We start from the raw sequence: 20,255 nt of genomic DNA on the forward strand, positions 1-20,255 counted from the left end.
CCCTAATTATAACATTTTTTAGGGAATGATAGCCAAAACCCTCAATTTCTATATGGAATTTTGTTTTCACCTCTAAATAATATACATTTTTTCTCATTTTTGTCGAATAAAAAGGTGCGAATGCCTCAGGAATTTTATGTTCACCTCACATTCGCACCGAATCTCTCTTAATCCTATTTAATTAAAAACTATTACTGATGATAATCATACTTATTTCGCTGCTTCATCAACATCTTTGAATTCATTAATAAAATGGCTGAGACAGAGTTATGTTTTTCACACCTATTTCAAGCGCAATGTCAATAAATCTTTCAAGCTACCTACTGACAAGAATTTTATTCCTCACATTCATATAGAGTGCGACAAATATAAGACCTGTAATTAATACGGCTACTGTATTTCAATCCACACACTCATGTAGAGTGCGACGCGTCTTTCTTTCCTTCTGGTGCATCCTCAGCGTTATTTCAATCCACGCACTCATATAGAGTGCGACGAGGATACGCCTATGCAGGATCGGGCAATATTATATTTCAATCCACGCACTCATATAGAGTGCGACCTTTTAGAAAGTGGATTATGAGTGGAGCTAAGTTATTTCAATCCACGCACTCATGTAGAGTGCGACAAACCATATGAAGCCAATATACGCGTACGATGAATTTCAATCCACGCACTCATGTAGAGTGCGACTGCGATTTCTGCCCTAATTGTAACATTTTTTAGGAAATGATAGGCAAAATCCACAACTTTCAATAAAGAATTTTGTTTTCCCCTTTATAAAATATACATTTTTTCTCAATTTTGTCGAATGAAAAGGTGCGAATGTCCCGGGGATTTTATGTTCACCTGACATTCGCACCATCAGTTCCTCTTACAACTTCGTCATATATTCCACAATAAACTCCCAAAAGCCAGGTCCTTCTTGGTAAATCAGCCTGTCTACTTTTTCGATGAGTTTGATATAGAGTTCTTGTTCGAGGTCTTCTCTTTCTTGATATGCCGTGTTTTGTAGTTTCTTTTTGATCATGGGTGTGAAGGTTTCAATGAGTTCTTCCATTTCTCCATTGGTCATTTTGTCTTCTTGCATGGACATCTCCCCCTGTTTCTTCTTTTAGTTTGTTGAGTGCTTTTTTGTGGATGTTTGAGATGTTTTGTCTCGTTTCGTCTAGCCGGTCGGCTATTTCTTTCATTGTTTGACCTTCAACATAAATATGGGTTAAAACCGTTTTTTGTTTGTCTGTGAGCTGCTGATAGGCCTTGTACAATCTTGGGTCTTGCAGGTGCTCCCCTAAGTCTTGCTGGTTAAAGAGCACAGCTTCATACGTATCTGTTTGAACAGGGTCTTTCACTTCTTGCGTATCAGGATGATCGAGTATGAGCGGAAAACGATGCTGCTTTTTTTTCACTCGTTTGTCAAAGTCGACTGAAAAAATGCGGATCATTGTGGAAATATACTTGATGATGCGGATTTTTTGATAAAACTGCTTGAACTCGGAATCTAGTTTTTTCGCATTTTCTTCGTTTGGCTCTTCCATGACTTGCCGGAGCAGCTGCTGGTTTTTAGGATTGCTTAAAAATTGCTGAATGAGCGGGTGATCAACGATTTCCTTCCATTTTGCTTTCAATAACAGCCGATAATCCATGTGCATCCTCCCCTTTGTTCTCTCTACTTGCATTAAGTGGACAAAAGTTAAAAAAAGTAAACTTTGTGAAACGGGTCTAATGGTTCATTTTCTCCCCCTTTGATTTCCTATTTCTTCTTTCATACCACTTATAGAGAAGACGAGCATCCGCTGGGAGGTGAGACAAATGGAGACCTTTTTTTCGGAGGAATGGCTGAAGCAGCTCGGTCAGGCTGGCTTTCCTGCCATTTTGACAGTTTACTTGCTGACACGTTTTGAACGAAAGTTTGATGAATTAAGCAAACTCATCCAACGATTGGTCGCTGTTCAAAAAAATGATGAATCAGATTGACATCTTCTTGATTCGTTTCACCTTATGAAAGCGAGGGCGAAATGAAAGGCCTTTTGTCACCTCACACAATACGATGTTGAAAGGGGATTTTATCATGAGTGAAAAGCAAAATGGGGTACCGCAGCCGATTCGAGGAGAAAAAGGAGCAACAGTCAAAATTCCACGTAATCTCGAGCGAGACAGACAAAACCCAGATATGCTCACGCCACCAGAAACCGATCATGGAACGGTTCCCAACATGAAATATTCTTTTTCTGATACGCACAACCGTTTAGAAAAAGGCGGCTATGCCCGCGAGGTAACGGTGCGTGAACTGCCAATCTCTAAAAGTCTTGCCTCTGTGAACATGCGACTAAAACCTGGTGCGATTCGCGAACTGCACTGGCATAAGGAAGCGGAATGGGCGTACATGATTTATGGTGAAGCCCGAATTACATCGGTTGATGCAGAGGGGCGCAATTTTACAGAGGATGTGACAGAGGGTGATTTGTGGTATTTCCCTTCAGGCTTGCCGCATTCTATTCAAGCACTTGAACCGGGAGCTGAATTCTTGCTTGTGTTTGATGATGGTTCCTTCTCTGAAAATAGTACGTTCCAAGTGACTGATTGGCTTGCCCATACGCCAGAGGAAGTTGTGCTCCAAAACTTTGGAATGACAAAGGAGCAATTTGAAAAACTGCCAGAAAAAGAGAAGTATATTTTCCAAAAAGGAATTCCTGGTTCCCTTGAGTGTGACAAGGTGAAAACAGAGCAAGGAGAAGTCCCGACCTCCTTTAAATATGAGCTGTTAAAGCAAGAGCCGATTACGTCAAGCGGCGGACAAGTGTGGATTGCGGACTCTACCAATTTCAAAGCGTCTAAAACGATTGCATCCGCTCTTGTGAAAGTTGATCCAGGTGCCATCCGTGAGCTGCACTGGCATCCAAATACGGATGAATGGCAATATTTCATTTCTGGAAAAGCTCGAATGACGGTCTTTGCTTCTGATGGACATGCAAGAACCTTCAACTATCAGGCGGGAGACGTTGGCTATGTGCCATTTGCGATGGGGCATTATGTAGAAAATACAGGAGACGAACCGCTCTATTTCTTAGAAATCTTTAAGAGCGATCATTATGCAGACATTTCACTCAATCAGTGGCTTGCGGTTACACCGAAACAGCTTGTTTTGGATCATTTAGATCAAGGCGAAGATTTCTTGAAACTGCTTGATACTGAAAAACATCCTGTGATCGCTGCGCCTAAAAAAGAGGATTAACGTATGACTTCCTGCAAAAAGGCTGTCCTTTTTGCAGGTATCTTCATGTAAAGGAGTGTTGTTTCCCCATGCAGCAATCTGTTCACGCTTTATGGCAAGGGCTGAAATGGCTCATGGCAGCATCGGCTGTCTGTTACATATTTCTGTTGTTTTGTGTGCTGTTCTTTCATTTAACGGGTGCTTTTTATCAATCGATTTTATCGATGCTTTTATTTATGGGTATCTATGTGGTACTTGGGATATCCCTTGAGCATGTGGAACATGTGCTCATGAGGGTTGTTAGAAAGTGCCGTTCCAAAAAACGCTCCATCGTTTTCTATGCCATTTCACTTCATCTTTTGTTTATTTGGGGTGCTGTCTATTTATCAGACGAATTGGTTGACGGCATTTGGCTGTCTACTTCTGAGGAAATTCTTTTTGCCCTTAGTCTTTGGCTATTTCATTTTTTGTTTGATTATGCGACGTTTTCGTTTGATAAGGAAGCTTAGTGAGGCGCTATCGTCTTTCTGTAGAGAGCGCTTGTTTGACCTGCTCCATATGATGAAGATCATGCTTAATCAAACCTTGAAAATAACTTGATAACGTCAGCTCGGTTTGACCGATCAGAAAGGGTGTAGTCCAGCGAGATGCTTCGATTTTCTTCATTTCTTGAAGCAATTCTGTTCTGACAGCAATAAATCGCCCAATCGTCTCGCTTCTCTCTTCGTGTCTTGCCCTTTCGGCTGACTGTCGATTCATTTCATGCACATCAGGTGCCTTAGATAATGGACGATTGTTCCAAAATTCCTTTAAGCGATCGTGTAAAATAAATTCATCCCACGGAACGAAATGTGCGATGATCTCAGCAATGCTCCACTTTCCATCAGCGATGGCGCTGCGCCATTCTTCGTCTGTTATTTCCGCTAGTGACTGTACCCATTCAAGGGTGTGTTCATAATGATCAGTAATGGATTCTTTGTTTAACGTCAAATGGTTTTCCCCCATTCTCATGCTTTTATGTTGATTGTATCAATTTTGAGAACGATAAAAAAACACCACTTATGATGAAAAGTGGTGTTTCTTGTGTTTTCTCCTTGCATATAGGATCGCACCAATCAAACTGAACAATGAAATCAACGCAAGAACTCTGATATAAGGCGGATAGTAGGTTAGCACAATCTCGTTTTTGCCTTTTTCTATTGGAAAACCAATAAAAGTGTAGTTGGCTTTTTCAATATCAGTCTGCTGACCGTTTACCGTGAGCTCCCAGCCTTTTTCATATGGTACTGGCAGAACCATATAATTATCACCGCGCTTGTTATCATAAGAAATCGTAAAGCGGTTATTTTCAAGCTTTACCTGCTGGCTGCCATTATCCTGTTTTTCTTTTTCATATGCTTTCTCTAGGATGCGGTAAGGCTCTTGATACAGTTTCAGTTGATTGAGCTCATATGTCCCTTTTGGTACTCGAATGGAGAGGATCTTTTCCGCAGGAACCCGAATGGTCACTTCATTGACACCTGTTTTGTAGATAGATGTATTGCTTTTTCGTGAGGTGACGTAGTCGTCAACGGATAACTGAAACCCTGCGTTACGGTCGGTCCGCTTCACATAAAAGCTCACATACACATCCCCAGCGCGGGCCATATCATCTGGCAGTGTGATATTCAGGCCGCCCTTTTCTCCATATACATCAAGCGCGCCTTTTTCGTATACGGCTTGTTCCGTATGAATATTGGTATCCTTGACTCGATCTGATGCGCGCTCGATTTCAGCATTTCCTTTTCTGTCTAAAATGACGCCTTGCAGCATCGCATGCTCTTTATCAAGTGCTGAGGCATTCTTTAAGGATCTTTCTGAATAAACGGTGCTCGTTGTTCTTGCAAATGGCAGCGGCCGTGTATTTTCATATACCTCATAATGCTCGCTTTCTAATATTGGTTTAAAATAAGCTGGCGGTGAGTAAGACATCCTCTTGTCTCTCATATAATACTTCCCGTAGGTCAGGCTGTATAAATTCGCTCGGTCTCCCATTGTTGCATATCGGCTGACACTTTCCCTTCCCATATCGATTTGCAGGTCATTCCAGTAGAAATTGAGCAAATGCTGATTCAATATACTTGAATACACACTCATGCCTTGGAAGCCTTCAAATAACGGGGTATTGTTTCGCACGCCGTTCATCCAATCAATACGGGCGAGCGGATCTTTTGAGCGGCTTTGAATCTGCTGGATCAGCTTCATTTGCTCAGGCCCAGCATACGCTTCACTTTTCAAATACGTATCTGATACTTCCTTAATATTGCTTCTTTCAGATAAGTAGCCCTGCTGATACACGCCTGCTGTCAGTAAGCTAATGGCAAGAAGCACAGCTGAAAAGAGACGAAGGTGCTGGCGTTTTTCCGCATGAATCCATAGGAAAAACAAGCTGATCACAAGCAGACCTATGCCTGTAAATACAACAACATCCATATTTCCCTTTGCCCGTTCTGAAAGGGCGACAGCGAGGAGAAAAACAATCCAAGCACCTAAGACCGCACGCTTTTTCCACTTCCACTCGATTTGTGAAAAATGCTTGATGGTGATGGCAACGACCGCTCCAACTGTAAAGGCAAGAATGTATTCAAACCTGTACTGCGGTGCTGAAAAACCATTAAACACGCTCGCCATCTTTGGGCTAAAGTGAAAAGCAATGAGCAGAATACTGATGGATGTGAACATGAAAAACCATCTGTTTCGGTAAAGCGGAACGAGGAACATACAAATCAGAAAAATCACGGGTAATAAATACACCCTGCTTGCAAACAACAGATGATCATGCAGCTCGAACCAAGGAATGGCCTGTTCATACGGTGGTCTTACATTATTGAGAAAGCCATAAACAGACGGGATAAAAAAAGCGGCACTGATCCCAAAGGATAACAGCGTAGAGATCGCAAGCGTCCAGAACACCTTCCACCCGCGCTCCTCACTTCGAAGCTTGATCATATATCTGAAAACAAGATAGATCGCTAAAAAGATAAAATGAATATAAGCAAAGTAAAAGTTGTTGATGAGCATCAGGCTGCACGCCAAAATAAACCAAGCCGGCTTACCCGTTTTGAATATCCGTTCAACCCCAAGCACAAGCAGCGGAAGCCACATCATGCTGTCGGTAAAAAACTCCCAAAATGTTTGATGCCGAAAATACACAATAGACAGTCCGTAAATTGCGGCACCTGTCATTGCACTTAGTCTATTTTGAACCATTGAAAGAAGCACACGATAAGCGATGATTAGAATGAGCGTCAGCTTGATCACGCTCAGCCAAATCACGGCATGTGCCCAGAAATGAATGTCTGTTGACTGTATGAGATGAAGCGCATTCATCAGCCAGACGACAGCGACTGTCACCATAAAGACCGTCGACGTTGTGAAATAATAACCTAATTGTGTGTATGTACCGCCGCCTAGACCGAATTGATAGGAATAAAAGAAATTCCCTTTGACATATTCGTCGTAAAGCAGCTTTTTAAATGGGAGCATTTGTGAGATGCCATCCCCATCTCCTGTCATGTACCGGCCTTGCGTATATTCATATAAGAAAAAGGAGTGTCCTAATAAAGCAAGAATGAGGCACATTCCAATGATTATCCATCTACGTTTCATCATCTAAATCCTTTCCACAAAAGATCCACTGTTCTTTGAAACAAAACAACCCAGCAAGCGATTCGTGCTTGCCGGTTATTTGACTCCACGTTATTTAAATAACTGTGTTAACACTCGGTCTTGTTCTTTTGAGCTTGTCTCTTGTTGCATGACATTTGATTCCTGGATCAAATAATGCGGCCTCTTTTTCGTTTCATAATAGATACGGCCAATATATTCTCCAATCACACCTAGACTCAAAAGCTGGACACCTCCGAGGAAAAGTACAGCCGATATTAAAGTGAAATAACCCGGTACCATCACGCCCGTTCTGACAATTTGAATAAAGGTGGCCACGATGTAAATCAATGAGAGAAATAAGATCAGTATGCCAGTATAAAAACAAATTCGCAGCGGGCGGTTGTTAAAAGAAATAACGCCATCTATGCCATAGTTAAACAACTTCTTTAGTGACCATTTTGTATCACCATGCTGTCTTTCTACATTTTCATAATAGATGACCTTTTCTTCAAACCCAATCCAGCAAAAAAGCCCTTTTGAAAAACGATTTCCTTCTTTCAGCTGAAGCAATGCATCGATTGCTTGGCGTGAAATTAAACGGAAATCCCCAACGCCATCACGCAAGTCCACTTCTACTACCTTGTTCATTACTTTATAGTACATGGATGCTAAGTATGAGCGAAGCTTGCTGTCTCCTTTACGGTTTCGTTTGGCAATGACTTGATGATAGCCTTCTTCATACCCTCTGACGAAGTCTTGAATCAAATACGTTGGGTGCTGCAGGTCGGCGTCCATGATGATCGCAGCTACTCCCTTCGCATATTCAAGTCCTGCCAGAATAGCGGCTTCCTTCCCAAAGTTACGCGAGAAGGAAATGTATTTGACCTTTGCACTTTTGCGAGAGAGCTCTCTCATGTATTGAAGTGTGTTGTCCTTGCTTCCATCATTCACAAAGATGATTTCAAAGTCATAATGAAAATCGCGAAACTCTTCCTCGAGTGCCTCAAAGATTCGTCTGATGTTTTCACCTTCATTGTAAGAAGGAATTATAACAGAGAGCAATTCTCGTTCCATATCGCACCTTCTCTTCACTTTTTTCACATAGTCTGTTATGTTCATTATTCCTTTTTTGTCAGAAAACGAAACCCTTTTTTATTATCCATAAATTACATGTCTCTTTAATCGTTCCATTATATCAAAGTTTTATTTCCAGTGATTTTCAGTAAGATGAATTTAATGTAATTTTAAGTTTAACCATTGTAAAAAGCCTGTAATTTCGATCACAGACTGGGTATTGTATCATAAAATTGTTTGCTTATTTATATATTTTCCTATTTATTGAAAAAGATGAGTGGGCACTTCTTTTAATGAAGCAGCCCTTTGTTCTGCCCTTGCAGATGCTCGTTTGCCTTTGATTGTTTATTTTGAAATAAATGCAGCTGCGCACCGTAGCTCTCAATCCACTCTTGGACAATCCGTTCTGTTGTTTCCTGCCCTTTATACTTGCGGCCAGCCTTTGCATAAGTTGTTTCAAAATCACTCCAAAGCAGCTCTACCCATGTACGCGCTTCGTCATATGTCAGCATATTGTTTTTTTCCATGAGTTGTTCTGTTAGTCGCTCAAAGTATTGTTCCATGTCGGTTCCTCCTTCATCTAGCAGAAAGTGCCTTTTTAAAAAAACCTCTTTTTTCATATACTACCCTTACGTCTTCAAAAGACGCAAATGATTTGTATTGTTTGGAGGGAATCGATATGCGTAATAAAGCAAAAGGCTTTCCAAATCAAGTGAATCACAAATTTGAAGGCGAGCCAGGCGCCACAGATGCTTATGCGTCTAAAAGGCCGAATGGTGAGACAAATACACGTCCACAGGAACGTATGAGGGCATCAGGGAAACGCTAATTTTTCCAAAGGGAGTGCTTGAGATATGAGTTCAAATGAGAAATCGTATATGGCAGACTTTGTTCAATTAAGGACAACCGCTTACCCTCAACCATGGGCGAATGCAAAGCATTCTGCCTCTCAGGTCAACGGAGAAACGCAGCAAACGCAGCACGACATCGTACTTCAGAACAACGTCCGTAAACAGCGTTCGAAGTAAAGAAAAGGACTGATCTCTAGGATCAGTCCTTTTGCGTAAGCATTGAAATCGGCAGGGCATCTTCCTTATTTGGAGCCGATACTCTGTATCCCCATGCAAATACACCATTTAGATATTCTACGTAAAATTGCTCGTCTGTATCTTTGATTTGATAAGTCGTTTTGATTTGAATCAAGGCTGGATCTAATAAGTAGGCTTTGGCCATATCGATTTTCCGTTCTAAGACGGCATATTCATTTACAATGCCAAGCTGTTCAGCCTTCCGTGCTTTTTCAGAAAGAGAGGCAATTTCCTGCTTCAATTCGTATTCCGTCATCTCACTATAGCGTTTTTCCATCTGTCATTCCCCTTTGTCTAAAACGTGATCAATTGTATCTAGATCAAAGCCTTTTCTGTATAAAAATTGCTTCACTTTCATCTTCTTTTCAAATGATCCGTCATATCCTACCTTGCGCTTTGCTTTCTCTAGCATATAGAGGAGGGCTTCTTCTTCCTTTTCCTCTTCTTGTCCATCATAGGCTTCTTGAAGGGCTTTATCAATAATCCCAAACGAAAATCCCTTTCGCTGCAGCTGCAGCTTGATGCGCTGCTCAATCTCTTTTGCGGAACGATTTTTTTCTTTTCTCACAAGCTTGAGAACCTGCTTCACAGCTTCCTCCAGCTGTAAGTCATCAGGATATTGAGATAGCGCTTGTTCAATGTTGTCATCATCTATCCCTTTGAGTTTTAACTCTTTTTTCAGGACGGACGGCCCTTTGCTGTTCGTTTTACGGTGGGTGCTTACATAGGCTTCCGCAAATTCAAGATCATTTACATACTTATAATGCTTTAATTTGTGTATAATTTCACTAATAGCAGGTGCTGGTATTTCTTTTTTCGTCAAATAATCGGTGACTTCTTTTACTGATCTCATGCGATAAGATAAATAATCGACGGCCTGCTGAAATCCTTTTTTCACAGCATCACCGAATTGAATTTCAATGATATCGGCTTCGTCCAGCTCTTTCCCTTTTTTCAAATCGTGCTGGACGAGCACATCTAGATCAACGCTAAAGGCGTACTTTTCATCAAGGAAGATGTTGACGCGCTCTGTATTGTTTTTCTGAGCAGAAATTTTTGTAATATAAGGCATCCTGTAATCACTCCTTTTCTAAAACAGTCAGGATGTTTCTTCTGATTCAAAATTGTGAAAGATATAGGTATGTATATGAGAGGAGAGATGTCAATTGAATATCGCCATTACCGGAGGAACCGGTTTTATCGGCCAGCATGTTACAAAAGTGCTCGTAGCTGAAGGACATCATCTATATATTTTAACAAGAAACCCAAAGAAATCCGAACAAAATCATTTACATTACGTGCAGTGGCTGACAGAAGGTGCCGCCCCTGAGCATGAATTGCCTGCCATCGATGTCTGGATTAACCTTGCTGGAAAATCCATTTTCACACGCTGGACAGACAAGGCAAAAGAAGGCATCCTCTCTAGCCGTCTACAATCAACGCAAGAAGTGAGACGCATCATCGAAGCGCAGGAATCGAAACCGTCTGTGCTTATTCAAGCTAGTGCTGTCGGTATTTATGGCACATCTCAGACAGGAGATTTTACGGAGGAATCACCTCCTGCGGATACTGATTTCTTAAGTCATACATCAAAGCGTTGGGAAGCTGAGGGACAAAAGATTGAAACACTCGGCATTCGTACAGTCTACACACGGTTTGGCGTCGTGTTAGGAGAAAAAGGCACACTGCCACTAATGACACTGCCATATAAGCTGTTTGCCGGCGGGACGATCGGCTCTGGTTCGCAATGGGTTTCATGGGTTCATGTCGAAGATGTGGCACACCTCATGGCTTATGCGATACACAATGACGACATCTCAGGTCCACTCAATGTCACTTCACCAAATCCTGTTCAAATGAAGCAGCTCGGACAAACCATTGCATCTGCCCTTCACCGCCCTCACTGGCTGAAGGTCCCATCCTTTGTCATTCAAACGGCACTTGGTGAAATGTCATTACTTGTTTTAGAAGGCCAGCGTGCGCTGCCGAAAAAGGCGCTGCTTTCTTCTTATGACTTTTTGCATCCTGAATTAAAAGAAGCGATTTTGCATTCAGAGGAATAAATTTTGTCAAAAACACCCATCCTATTAGAAATGAGATGAGGGGGCGATTTTGATGAAGAAAAAAGAACACCAGCCAACTTCAAAGCTGAAGAAAACCCAGGAAGTCCTGTATCAGCAGGAATTCAAAAAAGCGGAAAGAGCAGCAGAAAAAAGAAACAAATAAGATGGATATTCCACTCCAACAAGCACATAACTAAAGTGATCTTGTAAAGGAGGGAAAGGCTTTGAAAAAAGACCAACACCAAAAAACCAACCACGAGCTTGCGGCTCAAGAGACGGATGGCGAATATGTTGAATTTTCCAAAGAACTTGCAGATCCGAATGACGTAAAAGCAATGGCACGTATGAAAGCAGCCGACCAGCGTGCCAAAAAACAATAAGTAAAAAAGCAGACACTTTAGCGGTCTGCTTTTCTTTTATTGAATTTCAGTGAGAAGACTTGATGCTTTCTGACGTGATTTTTCCTCAGGCACCTCTTCTGGATAACCAATGTGAAGGATCGCAGCAAAACGCTCGTTTTCCTTTAAGCCCATGTCTTGTTGAAAGCCTTTGTCATATAAAATGCGGCCGCTCTTCCAGACCATACCGATCCCTTGATCCCACGCAAGCAGCTGGAGATTTTGAATGAGCGCACTCACGGCGGCAAAATCATCATTTCTCACCACAGGGTTCTCGTCTTCTTTTAGCACGACAAGTAAAAGCGCTGGGACCTTAGAAAAGTAATCTCTATATTGATTGATCTTTTCTTCCTTTGCATCTGGGTTGTTGCGCAGAAAGAACGCAATGAAGCGATCAACAAATGTCGCTTTCGCCTCATCCGTCACCGCATATAGAAAGCGCCATGGCTCCGTGATTTTATGGTTCGGTGCATAGACTGCATCCTCTAATAACGGCTGAAGCTGCTCAATGGTCACCGGCGTCTCTTTGAATTTCCGAATGGATCGTCTATATCTGACAGCGTCTCGAACCGTTAACGCTTCTGTTTGTTGTTTGATTTCTGGCATATCTGTCATCCTTTCAATCAATCTTAATTGAAATTGATTCTCATTCACATTATAAACATCATTTCGGGCAGTTGCAAATGGTCTTTTCTTTCCTGTCTGCTAAAAAGTTGTTTGACTTTTTCAAGTAATGTTACAATCATATTACGTTTTAAACAAATTTTGATAAAAAACCCAGGATGATGAAATAGGTTTAGGTATTCCCATTTTGTCTGATGCGGTTATTTTGTCAAAAGGCTTTCAACCCATGTTTGGAAGGGAGGCTTCTGGATGGAATGAAAATCAATATCGGGCAAATCATCAAGCTCTACCGTTATAAACAGAATATGACCCAATCTGAATTGGCAGAAGGAATTTGTTCTGTCTCTCATTTAAGTAAAATCGAAAATGGCTCAAAGGAGGCCAATCAAGATACGATCAATTTACTGCTTGAACGACTAGGCATCAGTCAAGAAACGCTGTCACAAAAGGCTCGTCACCTGCTGTCACTCTTGGATGAGTTTCAAATGAATATGTATTTCTATGCACTCGATCAGGCAGAACAAAATGCAGAAATGATCATTCAGCACGAGGAACAGTTCTTTTCGCTGGATTTAGGCATTCAGTATCATTTGTCCTTATTTCAATTTTATTTATTAACGAAAAAACAGCCGCTAGCCTTAAAAACACACCGCGTGCTGAAAAAGTTTGAAAAAACCTTTATTAAAAGGGAAAAAGAAATTTTCGAATATCTAGATGGCATTCATCAGATTAAAAATGGTCAGCTCGAAGAAGGACTGAAAAAGCTTGAAAGCTGCTTTTCTTATGCTTCTGTTGAACAGAGCGACCTGTATTATCACTATGCAAAAGCGCTTGGCAACATGGGACATCTTGGTGATGCGCTTGAAGCTACACATCAAGCAATGGATTTATATAGACAAAAGAACAATTTTAAGCGGATTATTCATTGTACACTCATTCATGGCGTGATCTCACTGGAACTAAAAGCCTTTCAAACCGCTAAAAAATATTTAAAAGAAGTGATTTTGCACACTTCTCTTCACCCTGATGCCTATATTAAAATGACGGCTTATTTTTATTACGGGGTGCTCTTAAAACGTGAAGGTGATTTCTCTTCTGCTGTGCCTTATTTACTAGATTCACTCAATTACTTTAATCAAGAACAGATAGAAGATCGTTACTGTGAAACGCTATATGAAATTGCAACATTATATGCTGAATATGACCGCAAAAAGGCCCTTCCCTACATACACGAGCTGTTAAAACAGCCTCGTATTCAGCCAAACTGTTTATATATGATCAAAATCTATAAATTGATGATTGAGGAGAATCCTCATGATTTGAAAACCTATTTAGTCGAAGCAGCCATTCCTTACTTTGAACAAAATGAGCTGCACAGTGAGTACTTGTTTGCTCTTAGAACCTTGCTTTCCTATGCAGCTTCTGAGCTTGACGAACGTGCGTATATGTCCTACACGGGGAAGCTGCTTGATCACCTAGCGTCATATGTTCCCTATTACAAAAAAGCATGACCTTCTGCCGATCGAAGGTCATGCTTTTCTATTCATTAAATGGTTTTTTGTTGATCTGTATCAGGACGGGTGACTTGTTCGACAGAATGAATATACCGTTTTCTCGCAAAATAATCATACGCATGCTGTCCAAATCCTAGCCAAATGCTGAGCACAATGAATGGGACCGTTCCCCATAATGCTGGGATGTTATAAGCAATACGTAGCAAAGTATATATCCCTGAATTTTTCTGATTTTTGGCTAAGGAAATAGACACGATTCGTTTTTCTGCCTTCTCTTCACTTATTTTATTCAGCCTCAGCAGCTGTGAATGTCTAAATGATTCGAAGTGAATACGGTTCTTCCAATCGAGTGATCTTAACAGGTCAATCGCTTTTGCACATGTAGGACTTTGTCCATCATAAAACACAAGCAGCCTGAGTGATTTGATGGAACGCTGATCTCTTTTTTTTGATTCAGCGAGCTTCTTCTTTTCTTGGTCGAGATAAATAATTTTTTTCATAGATTGATCGCCAGCCCTTTTCCGTCATTTGTTTTTTTAGTTCGTTCAAAGGAGATTACAATTAGATTACTATAGTTGCTGGGCCTCTTGTATTGGGAAAAAGCAAACCAACGTGCGTTATATGAGCCTTTAGATAAGGGCAAAATTGATGATTCCATGGCATATATGAGGTTTTTCAACTAAAAGTGGTTGGGAAAATCGTGGTGCTTTGCGGTTTTCTGCGGTTTTCTGTAGAATTCTGCGGTTTTTCTACATCTTTATGCGGTGTTTTGTAGGTGAGACGCAAAAACAAGATAAAAAAAGACTACTTCCCGTTGCGGGGAAGTAGTCTTTTGGTTTATATTTTTTCCAAAACTTCTACTATTTCTTTCTCAATATCTTTCCATAAGTAACGATCTGTCGTATAGTGATGTGCGGCTTCTTTCGCAAATACTTGAAAAGCTTCTTCAAAATCAGGTGCATCCTTGTCTGGTTTTTTCTCATCAACAAAGCGCTGTGCTTCTGTTGAGCGTGGCCCCCATTTTCCTACTTCATTCCCGTCCTGATCAATGATCACGATAATTGGAATCGATCTTGCGGTCCCGTTCGTTAAATACTGATCCATCAGGTCTAGATGCTCGTCCCGAATGAAATAGCGCGCATCAATGAGTGCTTCACTCGCGATACGCATGAAAATCGGTACATTGACCATCGCATCCCCGCACCAATCCGCTGTGATGACAAGCGCTCTGAGCTTTTTCTTTTGCAGCTTTTGAAGCAGCTCTTTTTCTTTTTGATGAATTGCGTACTGATTGTACACCGTAAGCAGATTTTCTCGGTTTTTCTCCATGTTGTGTACATATGTACGTTCAGTTAATCCCTTTGTAAACCATTCATTTAATGTCATATTTACATCCCCCTTACCCTTCAACTTTACCACTTTTTCTGTTCTTTTGTCTAAAAAAACCTTCACCTAGTGAAAGGTAAAGGCTTTATGACTTATTGACGCCGTTTCCGATTTGGATCCATCCCGATCAGCTTGGTGACAAGCACCATGGTAACAGCTAGTGACGTATTCTTTTTATACGCTAAATATTTTCCGTGCCATTCGGGTTTATATTTCTGTTTAAACGACCGTAATCCGCTGAAACTATACATATACCTGACGTTATTGAAGATGACACTCGCCAAACGTTCTGTGAGGAAGGACTGATGAAACGTCCCTACATTTGATAAAGGCGCCATTCCCATGTTAAAGGATTTGTAGCCTTTTTCTTTCGCCCATTGAAAAAGGTGGATAAACAGCGCATCCATCATCCCGTTCGGTGCATCATGCATATGACGCATTAGGTCGATGGAAATCTCCCCTTCTTGATACATCGGCATTAGTGACACAAAAGAAATGATCTCCCCTTGTTCATCCTTCAGTATCGCAATTGGTGCTTTTTGAAGATAATCTTCTTGAAAATAGCCGAGCGAAAACCCTTTTTCATTTTTCTTTCCGAGCCAGCTGTCAGAAATCTGTTTTAAGGTTGAGATGAGCTCATCTGAAAAAGGCGGTTCCAGCATTTCAAACGTATAGCCTTCTCGTTCAAACTTATTGGCCACAGCCCGTAAATTTGATTTTTTCTTACCGGAGAGAGAGAACGTTTCTAAATCGACCATGGCTTCTTCTCCAAGCTTAAAGAAGTGAAAGCCTAAGTCATGATAGAGCGCCATCCCTTCACGTTCTACTTGATAAAAAGCGACGCGATAGCCTGCTTTTTCTGTCTGCTGTAAAAACTCCTCAAGCACAAGTGGATAGGACGCTTTACGTCCAGAGGGATCTCCAAGCACAATGACGCAGCGGCCAATTCGTCCAAATTGAAGCATCGCCTCTCCATCACTTGAGAAAAATAATTTTTTATCGCCTAAAAAGCCAAGATGACTAAGGGCATTTCCGCCCTTTTCTTCTAAAAACGTTTTTAATTTTTCCTCATCTGCTTTTTCTCCAATCGAGAATGCTTTTTTATTAAAAATCAATTTACTAATGAAAAAGAAAAGTGGTACACCGATGAGAGCAATCATGCTTGTCATCGTGATATGACGTTCATTATGCACCAAGTAATCCTTACTCAAGAAATGCCCGATTTTTGTCCAAATAAAGTTGCCGATGACATTATAGTTAAACAGCACGAGTAAATATCCAGCGGCAGCCGCCACAAACTGATACAACGAATAAGGTGCCTGCTGCTTCACAAATTGATTTCGAAGAGACAAAAATACAGCCATGATGACTGGCAGAATAAAGATAAGACTCAAGTTAAATCCTTTTAACAATGTAAACACAAAGCCGCCTGCTAGGGCGATCATCGTCAGCACGTACGATCTTTTTGTTCGTTTATACACTTCAATGGACAAAATCATCAGGATGATTCCGAACATTAAAGAAAGACCATTAAATCCTGATCCCAGAAAGCGTGGAATGATTGTAATTACGCTTAAACGATCAACAGGAAGCACAACAGAAGCCATAATGAGCAGGCCGCTTCCAAACGTTAAAATGGATATAGACCCGTACAATAAACGGATTAATAGGGCGCGGTGTAAGATAATTAAGACGTTCGTTGTTTCAATGGCAGGTGCCATCCTTGGGTTGCCTTCAAGACGTCTAAGCGTCGTTCCGGTTAAATCATATGCAGCAAGACATAGCCCAAGAATAAACGGGAAGATCGAGTATACGAAGCGGTACAATACTAGCGCCGTCAGCACCATCTCTTTGTCAAAACCAATGTATTGCATGCTCAGTAAAAAGATGAGGTCAAACGAACCAAATCCGCCCGGAACCATACTGATTAAACCGCCGATTGACGCAATCGCAAATACGCCTAAAACAATCCGGACATCGACATTCATCCCCATAGAGACGACAGCCATGTACATGACGAGACCAGCTGCCAACCATTCTAAAAACGATGCACCAATATAAGCGTAAATTGGATGCTTCAGTCCATTTTCACCGCTCTCAATCGAACTTTTTCGAATGGATGCCATGATGATATATATCGGTACAATACAGGCAAAGATGATAACAAAGGCCCATAGCCACGGCTCTTGGCTGATAATACTTTCAACAGGAAGCACCCTCACCAAGATCAGATCACTGAAAATAGATAAACCCAAAAGGACCGAGGAAGTCAAAAGGGCAATGCCTTTCAGCAGTTTTTTCGTATCTGTTATGTACTCCTTGTATAGAAGCGTTCTAAGCCCTGCTCCTGATAGACCGCCGAACCCAAGTACACTGTTAAAGGAGTTCGCAATCCAAGAAATACGAATCGTTTTCCAGCCGCTGATTGGCATATTAAGGCTTTTTCTTAAAATAAAATCATATAAGGACATCGATAAAACCGCGACAAGTCCAAGAAAGACAAGAATAAACAAGTCCATTCGATTCAAGCTGTCAATAATATAAAACGTTTTTTTAATGGAAAGGCCGCTCAGTTCCTGCTTGGCGACAAAAATTAAGACAAGGATAATCACGATCGGAAAAAGCAATTTCAAGATCGTCATACCCGTTTTTTTGTTCCACATGTTTTTCCCAACTTTCTAGGTTGTTTCATTTATTTCAACTGAATATTATTATACAACAAATACCACTTGATTCATGCAGTTTAACATTCAAAAGCTTGACGAACCTTTCAATTAGAAGTAAAAATCAGTAATATAGAGAAAAGAGCCGCTTAAAGGAAGTGAACAAGCGTGGAATATAATATTCATGACACCACCGTATTAAAAGAAGAAATTCTATCTCCAGAGGAAAAAAAGACATGGGTGCTTTATATGAAAGTACTCACAGCTGCAGGTCTTGGAGATGTTTCAGAATGGATGAAGCTCGATATGAGTATGCCTCAAATGAAGGTGCTCATGCTGCTCAATAACCATGGCTCTCTCAAGGTATCCGAAATTGCTGAAAAAATGGGCGCTTCTTTGTCCAATATGACAGGCTTGCTTGACCGTTTAGAACAGTCTAACTTTGTTGAGCGAAAGCACTCTGAACGTGACCGGAGAATCATTGTCGTAGAACTAACGGAGGAAGCGAAAAATATTTTCAGAAGCATTTATCAAAAAGGACACGAAAAAATCAAAAATTCCCTGCAACGGCTCAATGATGAGGAAAAAGAAAAGGTCAACGAAGGGCTGGCTATTTTAGAAAAAGCACTGCGTCCTGAACGCGGCTAAACATGAAAAGGAAAAAAGACGGTCACTTGAGATCCGTCTTTTTTATTTCTTCTACTTGTCGATCTGGGGTGAAAAGATTTTTACGAATGACTTCCCTGTCGTCCCATAAAAGATATCCTAAACCGATGAGGACAAAAAGGATACTGATCCATGTACCGCCGGGGAGCAGCTGTTCCAGTTCCTCAATCGTTCTTTCTGAGCCTAAGCTATTACTATATCGTATCTCAAAAAGCACATATTTCGCTATATAAAACAATGCCGCCATACAGATAAACATGGCGCCGACAATTCTTCTACCAGACATGTGATGACTCCTTTAATTCCAATGATTTCTTTTGATTAATTCCGTGATATGGGCAAGGTGATGCTTTGAATGCCAGACGTACATTCCTGTTGCATCATATAAGGACACCGTTTGTTGATCAGCTGGGTGATAATATGACGCAGTGAAGTCATCCTCTGTCATCCCTCGAAGTAACGTGACCCACCTGCGATGCAGACTGCTGATCAAGGGCAGTGACAGGCTGACGGGCGCCTTGCTGTCTGGAAGCTCGGCAAATCCCTCCTGATCGTATGGACGTATGTCCGGTGTCTCTTCTGTGAGCGCAAGCTTGAATCGTACATAAGCATTCAGGTGGCTGTCTGCTACGTGATGAATGAGCTGACGGACGGTCCATCCTCCAGGCCGATAGGGTGTATCCAGCTGAGCATCTGTCAACTGATTGGTCACCGCTTCATACTCTTGTGGAATCGCAGCCAACTGATCAATCCATACCTCAAGCTGTTCTTTCGTTTTTTCTTCAGCCGGTTCATATAAGCCAATCGGATATTGTAATGACGTCATACGCTCTCCCCTCTCTTAAAATCCTTCTAGCACAAATTTGCCAATCATTTTTCCTTGCTCAAGCGTTCGATGTGCCTGCTTCAAATGAACAGCATTGATCGGACTGAGAACCTTTGTTAAGGTATGCGTTAATGTTCCCTGTTCAAATAACTCAGCTGCCTCTGTTAAAAGCTCATGCTGTTTGATCATGTCCGCTGTTTTGTACATAGGTCGTGTGAACATGAACTCCCATACAAATGCAGCACTTTTATTTTTGAGTAATTGAATGTCTAGGTTGTGCTGATTCTCGACAATGGTACAGATCGTGCCTTGGGGTTTTATGGCTTCTGCCATGCCTTTGAAATGTCCGTCTGTATCATTTAAGCATAAAATAAAATCCACTTCGCCTATTCCTTTTTCCTGAAGCTGCGCAAGAAGCGGCTCATGATGATCAATGATATGATCGGCACCTAATGACAGACACCACTCTTTTGTTTCAGGTCTTGATGCGGTGGCGATCACAGTGGCATTCGCTAATTTGGCTAGTTGAATGGCGATAGAACCTACCCCGCCTGCACCGCCGATGATGAGCAGTGTTGCCCCTTCTGCATTCCTCTTCATATGCATTCGGTCAAATAATGCTTCATATGCCGTAATGGTCGTAAGGGGCATCGCGGCTGCTTCTGCAAAGGAGAAATTGGCAGGCTTTTTCGCCACAATCCGTTCATCCACAAGCTGGTATTCACTATTTGAGCCTTGACGGGTGATATCTCCCGCATAGTACACGTGGTCACCAGGCTGAAATAATGTACACGCTTCACCGACTTCAACAACCGTGCCGCTTGCATCGTAGCCAAGAATTTTTAGTTTTTCTTCCTTCTGATCCTTCGGTGACCTCACCTTTGTATCAACTGGATTCACTGACACAGCCTCTACCTTCACCAGTATATCCCTGCCAGTCACTTTAGGCTTTGCTACTTCCTGATCCATCAGGCTTTGCTCATGCTCAATCGGTAAATACTCTAATAGTCCAACAGCTTTCACTCGCTCGCACTCCCTTTCTCCATGCTTCTTTTCCACATTTTATCATAATTTTCTGATGTTTATGGATA

Annotated in this window: 25 protein-coding genes and 1 CRISPR repeat array; of the genes, 10 read left to right on the plus strand and 15 right to left on the minus strand. The window is 41.4% G+C overall.

All coding sequences use genetic code 11. The annotated features are described in order from the left end of the window. Positions 1-332 precede the first annotated feature (332 nt). Positions 333-693: direct repeats of the CRISPR family, unit length 32 nt; unit sequence ATTTCAATCCACGCACTCATGTAGAGTGCGAC. Positions 694-874: 181 nt separating this feature from the next. Both rsoA and C6W21_RS16690 read right to left on the minus strand, forming a co-directional pair. Further along, positions 875-1,090: a sigma-O factor regulator RsoA gene (gene rsoA, locus C6W21_RS16685; RefSeq protein WP_080772272.1), complete on the minus strand. Its 216-nt coding sequence runs from the start codon at positions 1,088-1,090 to the stop codon at positions 875-877. Next, complete coding sequence (locus C6W21_RS16690; protein WP_106051543.1) at positions 1,044-1,646, minus strand: sigma-70 family RNA polymerase sigma factor; 603 nt, start codon at positions 1,644-1,646, stop codon at positions 1,044-1,046. Before C6W21_RS16690 ends, rsoA begins: the two co-directional genes overlap by 47 nt. A gap of 166 nt (positions 1,647-1,812) precedes the next feature. Here C6W21_RS16690 and C6W21_RS16695 point away from each other — a divergent pair, with 166 nt between their 5' ends. From C6W21_RS16695 to C6W21_RS16705, 3 genes are all read left to right on the plus strand, one after another. Further along, positions 1,813-1,977, plus strand: a complete 165-nt coding sequence (locus tag C6W21_RS16695; RefSeq protein WP_003217819.1) for a YvrJ family protein — start codon at positions 1,813-1,815, stop codon at positions 1,975-1,977. 94 nt (positions 1,978-2,071) lie between these two features. Next, positions 2,072-3,235, plus strand: a complete 1,164-nt coding sequence (locus C6W21_RS16700) for an oxalate decarboxylase family bicupin (RefSeq protein ID WP_106051546.1) — start codon at positions 2,072-2,074, stop codon at positions 3,233-3,235. Between the two features lie 68 nt (positions 3,236-3,303). Then, the gene (locus tag C6W21_RS16705; protein WP_106051548.1) at positions 3,304-3,723 is read left to right on the plus strand and encodes a regulatory YrvL family protein; all 420 of its coding nucleotides are present in this window, start codon (positions 3,304-3,306) and stop codon (positions 3,721-3,723) included. Between the two features lie 7 nt (positions 3,724-3,730). On the opposite strand, the gene C6W21_RS16710 is transcribed toward C6W21_RS16705, so the two are convergent. The 4 genes from C6W21_RS16710 to C6W21_RS16725 form a co-directional block, all read right to left on the minus strand. Further along, the gene (locus C6W21_RS16710; protein ID WP_106051553.1) at positions 3,731-4,225 is read right to left on the minus strand and encodes a DinB family protein; all 495 of its coding nucleotides are present in this window, start codon (positions 4,223-4,225) and stop codon (positions 3,731-3,733) included. A 48-nt stretch (positions 4,226-4,273) separates the two neighbouring features. Next, the gene (locus tag C6W21_RS16715) at positions 4,274-6,865 is read right to left on the minus strand and encodes a YfhO family protein (protein ID WP_106051557.1); all 2,592 of its coding nucleotides are present in this window, start codon (positions 6,863-6,865) and stop codon (positions 4,274-4,276) included. Between the two features lie 87 nt (positions 6,866-6,952). Next, the gene (locus C6W21_RS16720) at positions 6,953-7,936 is read right to left on the minus strand and encodes a glycosyltransferase family 2 protein (RefSeq protein WP_106051560.1); all 984 of its coding nucleotides are present in this window, start codon (positions 7,934-7,936) and stop codon (positions 6,953-6,955) included. A 290-nt stretch (positions 7,937-8,226) separates the two neighbouring features. Continuing rightward, the gene (locus C6W21_RS16725; RefSeq protein WP_106051563.1) at positions 8,227-8,499 is read right to left on the minus strand and encodes a YfhJ family protein; all 273 of its coding nucleotides are present in this window, start codon (positions 8,497-8,499) and stop codon (positions 8,227-8,229) included. A gap of 116 nt (positions 8,500-8,615) precedes the next feature. Between C6W21_RS16725 and C6W21_RS16730 the strand changes: the two genes are divergently transcribed. Then, entirely contained in the window at positions 8,616-8,765 is a 150-nt protein-coding gene (locus C6W21_RS16730; protein ID WP_003217849.1) for a small, acid-soluble spore protein K, read from the plus strand. A gap of 25 nt (positions 8,766-8,790) precedes the next feature. Continuing rightward, positions 8,791-8,964: a YpzG family protein gene (locus C6W21_RS16735; protein ID WP_106051567.1), complete on the plus strand. Its 174-nt coding sequence runs from the start codon at positions 8,791-8,793 to the stop codon at positions 8,962-8,964. Between the two features lie 22 nt (positions 8,965-8,986). Here C6W21_RS16735 and C6W21_RS16740 read toward each other — a convergent pair whose 3' ends face one another. Together C6W21_RS16740 and recX are read right to left on the minus strand one after the other, a co-directional pair. Further along, positions 8,987-9,301, minus strand: coding sequence for a YfhH family protein (locus C6W21_RS16740; protein WP_106051571.1), 315 nt, complete (start codon positions 9,299-9,301; stop codon positions 8,987-8,989). A 3-nt stretch (positions 9,302-9,304) separates the two neighbouring features. Next, the gene (gene recX / locus C6W21_RS16745) at positions 9,305-10,096 is read right to left on the minus strand and encodes a recombination regulator RecX (protein ID WP_106051575.1); all 792 of its coding nucleotides are present in this window, start codon (positions 10,094-10,096) and stop codon (positions 9,305-9,307) included. 94 nt (positions 10,097-10,190) lie between these two features. On the opposite strand from recX, the gene C6W21_RS16750 reads away from it, so the two are divergent. From C6W21_RS16750 to C6W21_RS16760, 3 genes are all read left to right on the plus strand, one after another. Beyond that, a complete protein-coding gene (locus tag C6W21_RS16750) occupies positions 10,191-11,087 on the plus strand; it encodes a TIGR01777 family oxidoreductase (RefSeq protein WP_106051579.1) in 897 nt (298 codons plus the stop codon). A gap of 52 nt (positions 11,088-11,139) precedes the next feature. Further along, positions 11,140-11,250, plus strand: coding sequence for a YfhE family protein (locus C6W21_RS16755; protein WP_017358836.1), 111 nt, complete (start codon positions 11,140-11,142; stop codon positions 11,248-11,250). A gap of 61 nt (positions 11,251-11,311) precedes the next feature. After that, positions 11,312-11,467 carry a YfhD family protein gene (locus C6W21_RS16760; RefSeq protein WP_106051583.1) on the plus strand — a complete coding sequence of 52 codons (156 nt, stop codon included), beginning with the start codon at positions 11,312-11,314 and terminating at the stop codon, positions 11,465-11,467. A gap of 36 nt (positions 11,468-11,503) precedes the next feature. On the opposite strand, the gene C6W21_RS16765 is transcribed toward C6W21_RS16760, so the two are convergent. Beyond that, complete coding sequence (locus C6W21_RS16765; RefSeq protein ID WP_189318219.1) at positions 11,504-12,091, minus strand: nitroreductase family protein; 588 nt, start codon at positions 12,089-12,091, stop codon at positions 11,504-11,506. 272 nt (positions 12,092-12,363) lie between these two features. On the opposite strand from C6W21_RS16765, the gene C6W21_RS16770 reads away from it, so the two are divergent. Beyond that, positions 12,364-13,620, plus strand: coding sequence for a transcriptional regulator (locus C6W21_RS16770; RefSeq protein WP_106051592.1), 1,257 nt, complete (start codon positions 12,364-12,366; stop codon positions 13,618-13,620). Positions 13,621-13,655: 35 nt separating this feature from the next. Here C6W21_RS16770 and C6W21_RS16775 read toward each other — a convergent pair whose 3' ends face one another. The 3 genes from C6W21_RS16775 to mprF all read right to left on the minus strand — a co-directional run bounded on the left by C6W21_RS16775 (position 13,656) and on the right by mprF (position 17,672). Continuing rightward, positions 13,656-14,123 carry a thiol-disulfide oxidoreductase DCC family protein gene (locus C6W21_RS16775; protein WP_106051595.1) on the minus strand — a complete coding sequence of 156 codons (468 nt, stop codon included), beginning with the start codon at positions 14,121-14,123 and terminating at the stop codon, positions 13,656-13,658. Positions 14,124-14,460: 337 nt separating this feature from the next. After that, a complete protein-coding gene (locus C6W21_RS16780) occupies positions 14,461-15,009 on the minus strand; it encodes a thioredoxin family protein (protein ID WP_034665029.1) in 549 nt (182 codons plus the stop codon). A 92-nt stretch (positions 15,010-15,101) separates the two neighbouring features. Next, a complete protein-coding gene (gene mprF, locus C6W21_RS16785) occupies positions 15,102-17,672 on the minus strand; it encodes a bifunctional lysylphosphatidylglycerol flippase/synthetase MprF (RefSeq protein ID WP_106051599.1) in 2,571 nt (856 codons plus the stop codon). Positions 17,673-17,840: 168 nt separating this feature from the next. Here mprF and C6W21_RS16790 point away from each other — a divergent pair, with 168 nt between their 5' ends. Continuing rightward, complete coding sequence (locus tag C6W21_RS16790) at positions 17,841-18,320, plus strand: MarR family transcriptional regulator (RefSeq protein ID WP_008341672.1); 480 nt, start codon at positions 17,841-17,843, stop codon at positions 18,318-18,320. Between the two features lie 22 nt (positions 18,321-18,342). Here the strand turns inward: C6W21_RS16790 and C6W21_RS16795 are convergent, their stop codons facing one another. Genes C6W21_RS16795 through C6W21_RS16805 form a run of 3 tightly spaced genes read right to left on the minus strand, consistent with a single transcriptional unit; the run spans position 18,343 to position 20,187 of the window. Continuing rightward, positions 18,343-18,624, minus strand: a complete 282-nt coding sequence (locus C6W21_RS16795) for a hypothetical protein (RefSeq protein ID WP_106051602.1) — start codon at positions 18,622-18,624, stop codon at positions 18,343-18,345. 12 nt (positions 18,625-18,636) lie between these two features. Next, entirely contained in the window at positions 18,637-19,164 is a 528-nt protein-coding gene (locus C6W21_RS16800) for a YfiT family bacillithiol transferase (RefSeq protein ID WP_106051604.1), read from the minus strand. Between the two features lie 15 nt (positions 19,165-19,179). Then, the gene (locus tag C6W21_RS16805) at positions 19,180-20,187 is read right to left on the minus strand and encodes a zinc-binding alcohol dehydrogenase family protein (RefSeq protein ID WP_106051607.1); all 1,008 of its coding nucleotides are present in this window, start codon (positions 20,185-20,187) and stop codon (positions 19,180-19,182) included. Between the last annotated feature and the right edge of the window lie 68 nt (positions 20,188-20,255).

Source organism: Bacillus sp. NMCN1 (assembly GCF_002998085.1).
Lineage (GTDB): Bacteria > Bacillota > Bacilli > Bacillales > Bacillaceae > Bacillus.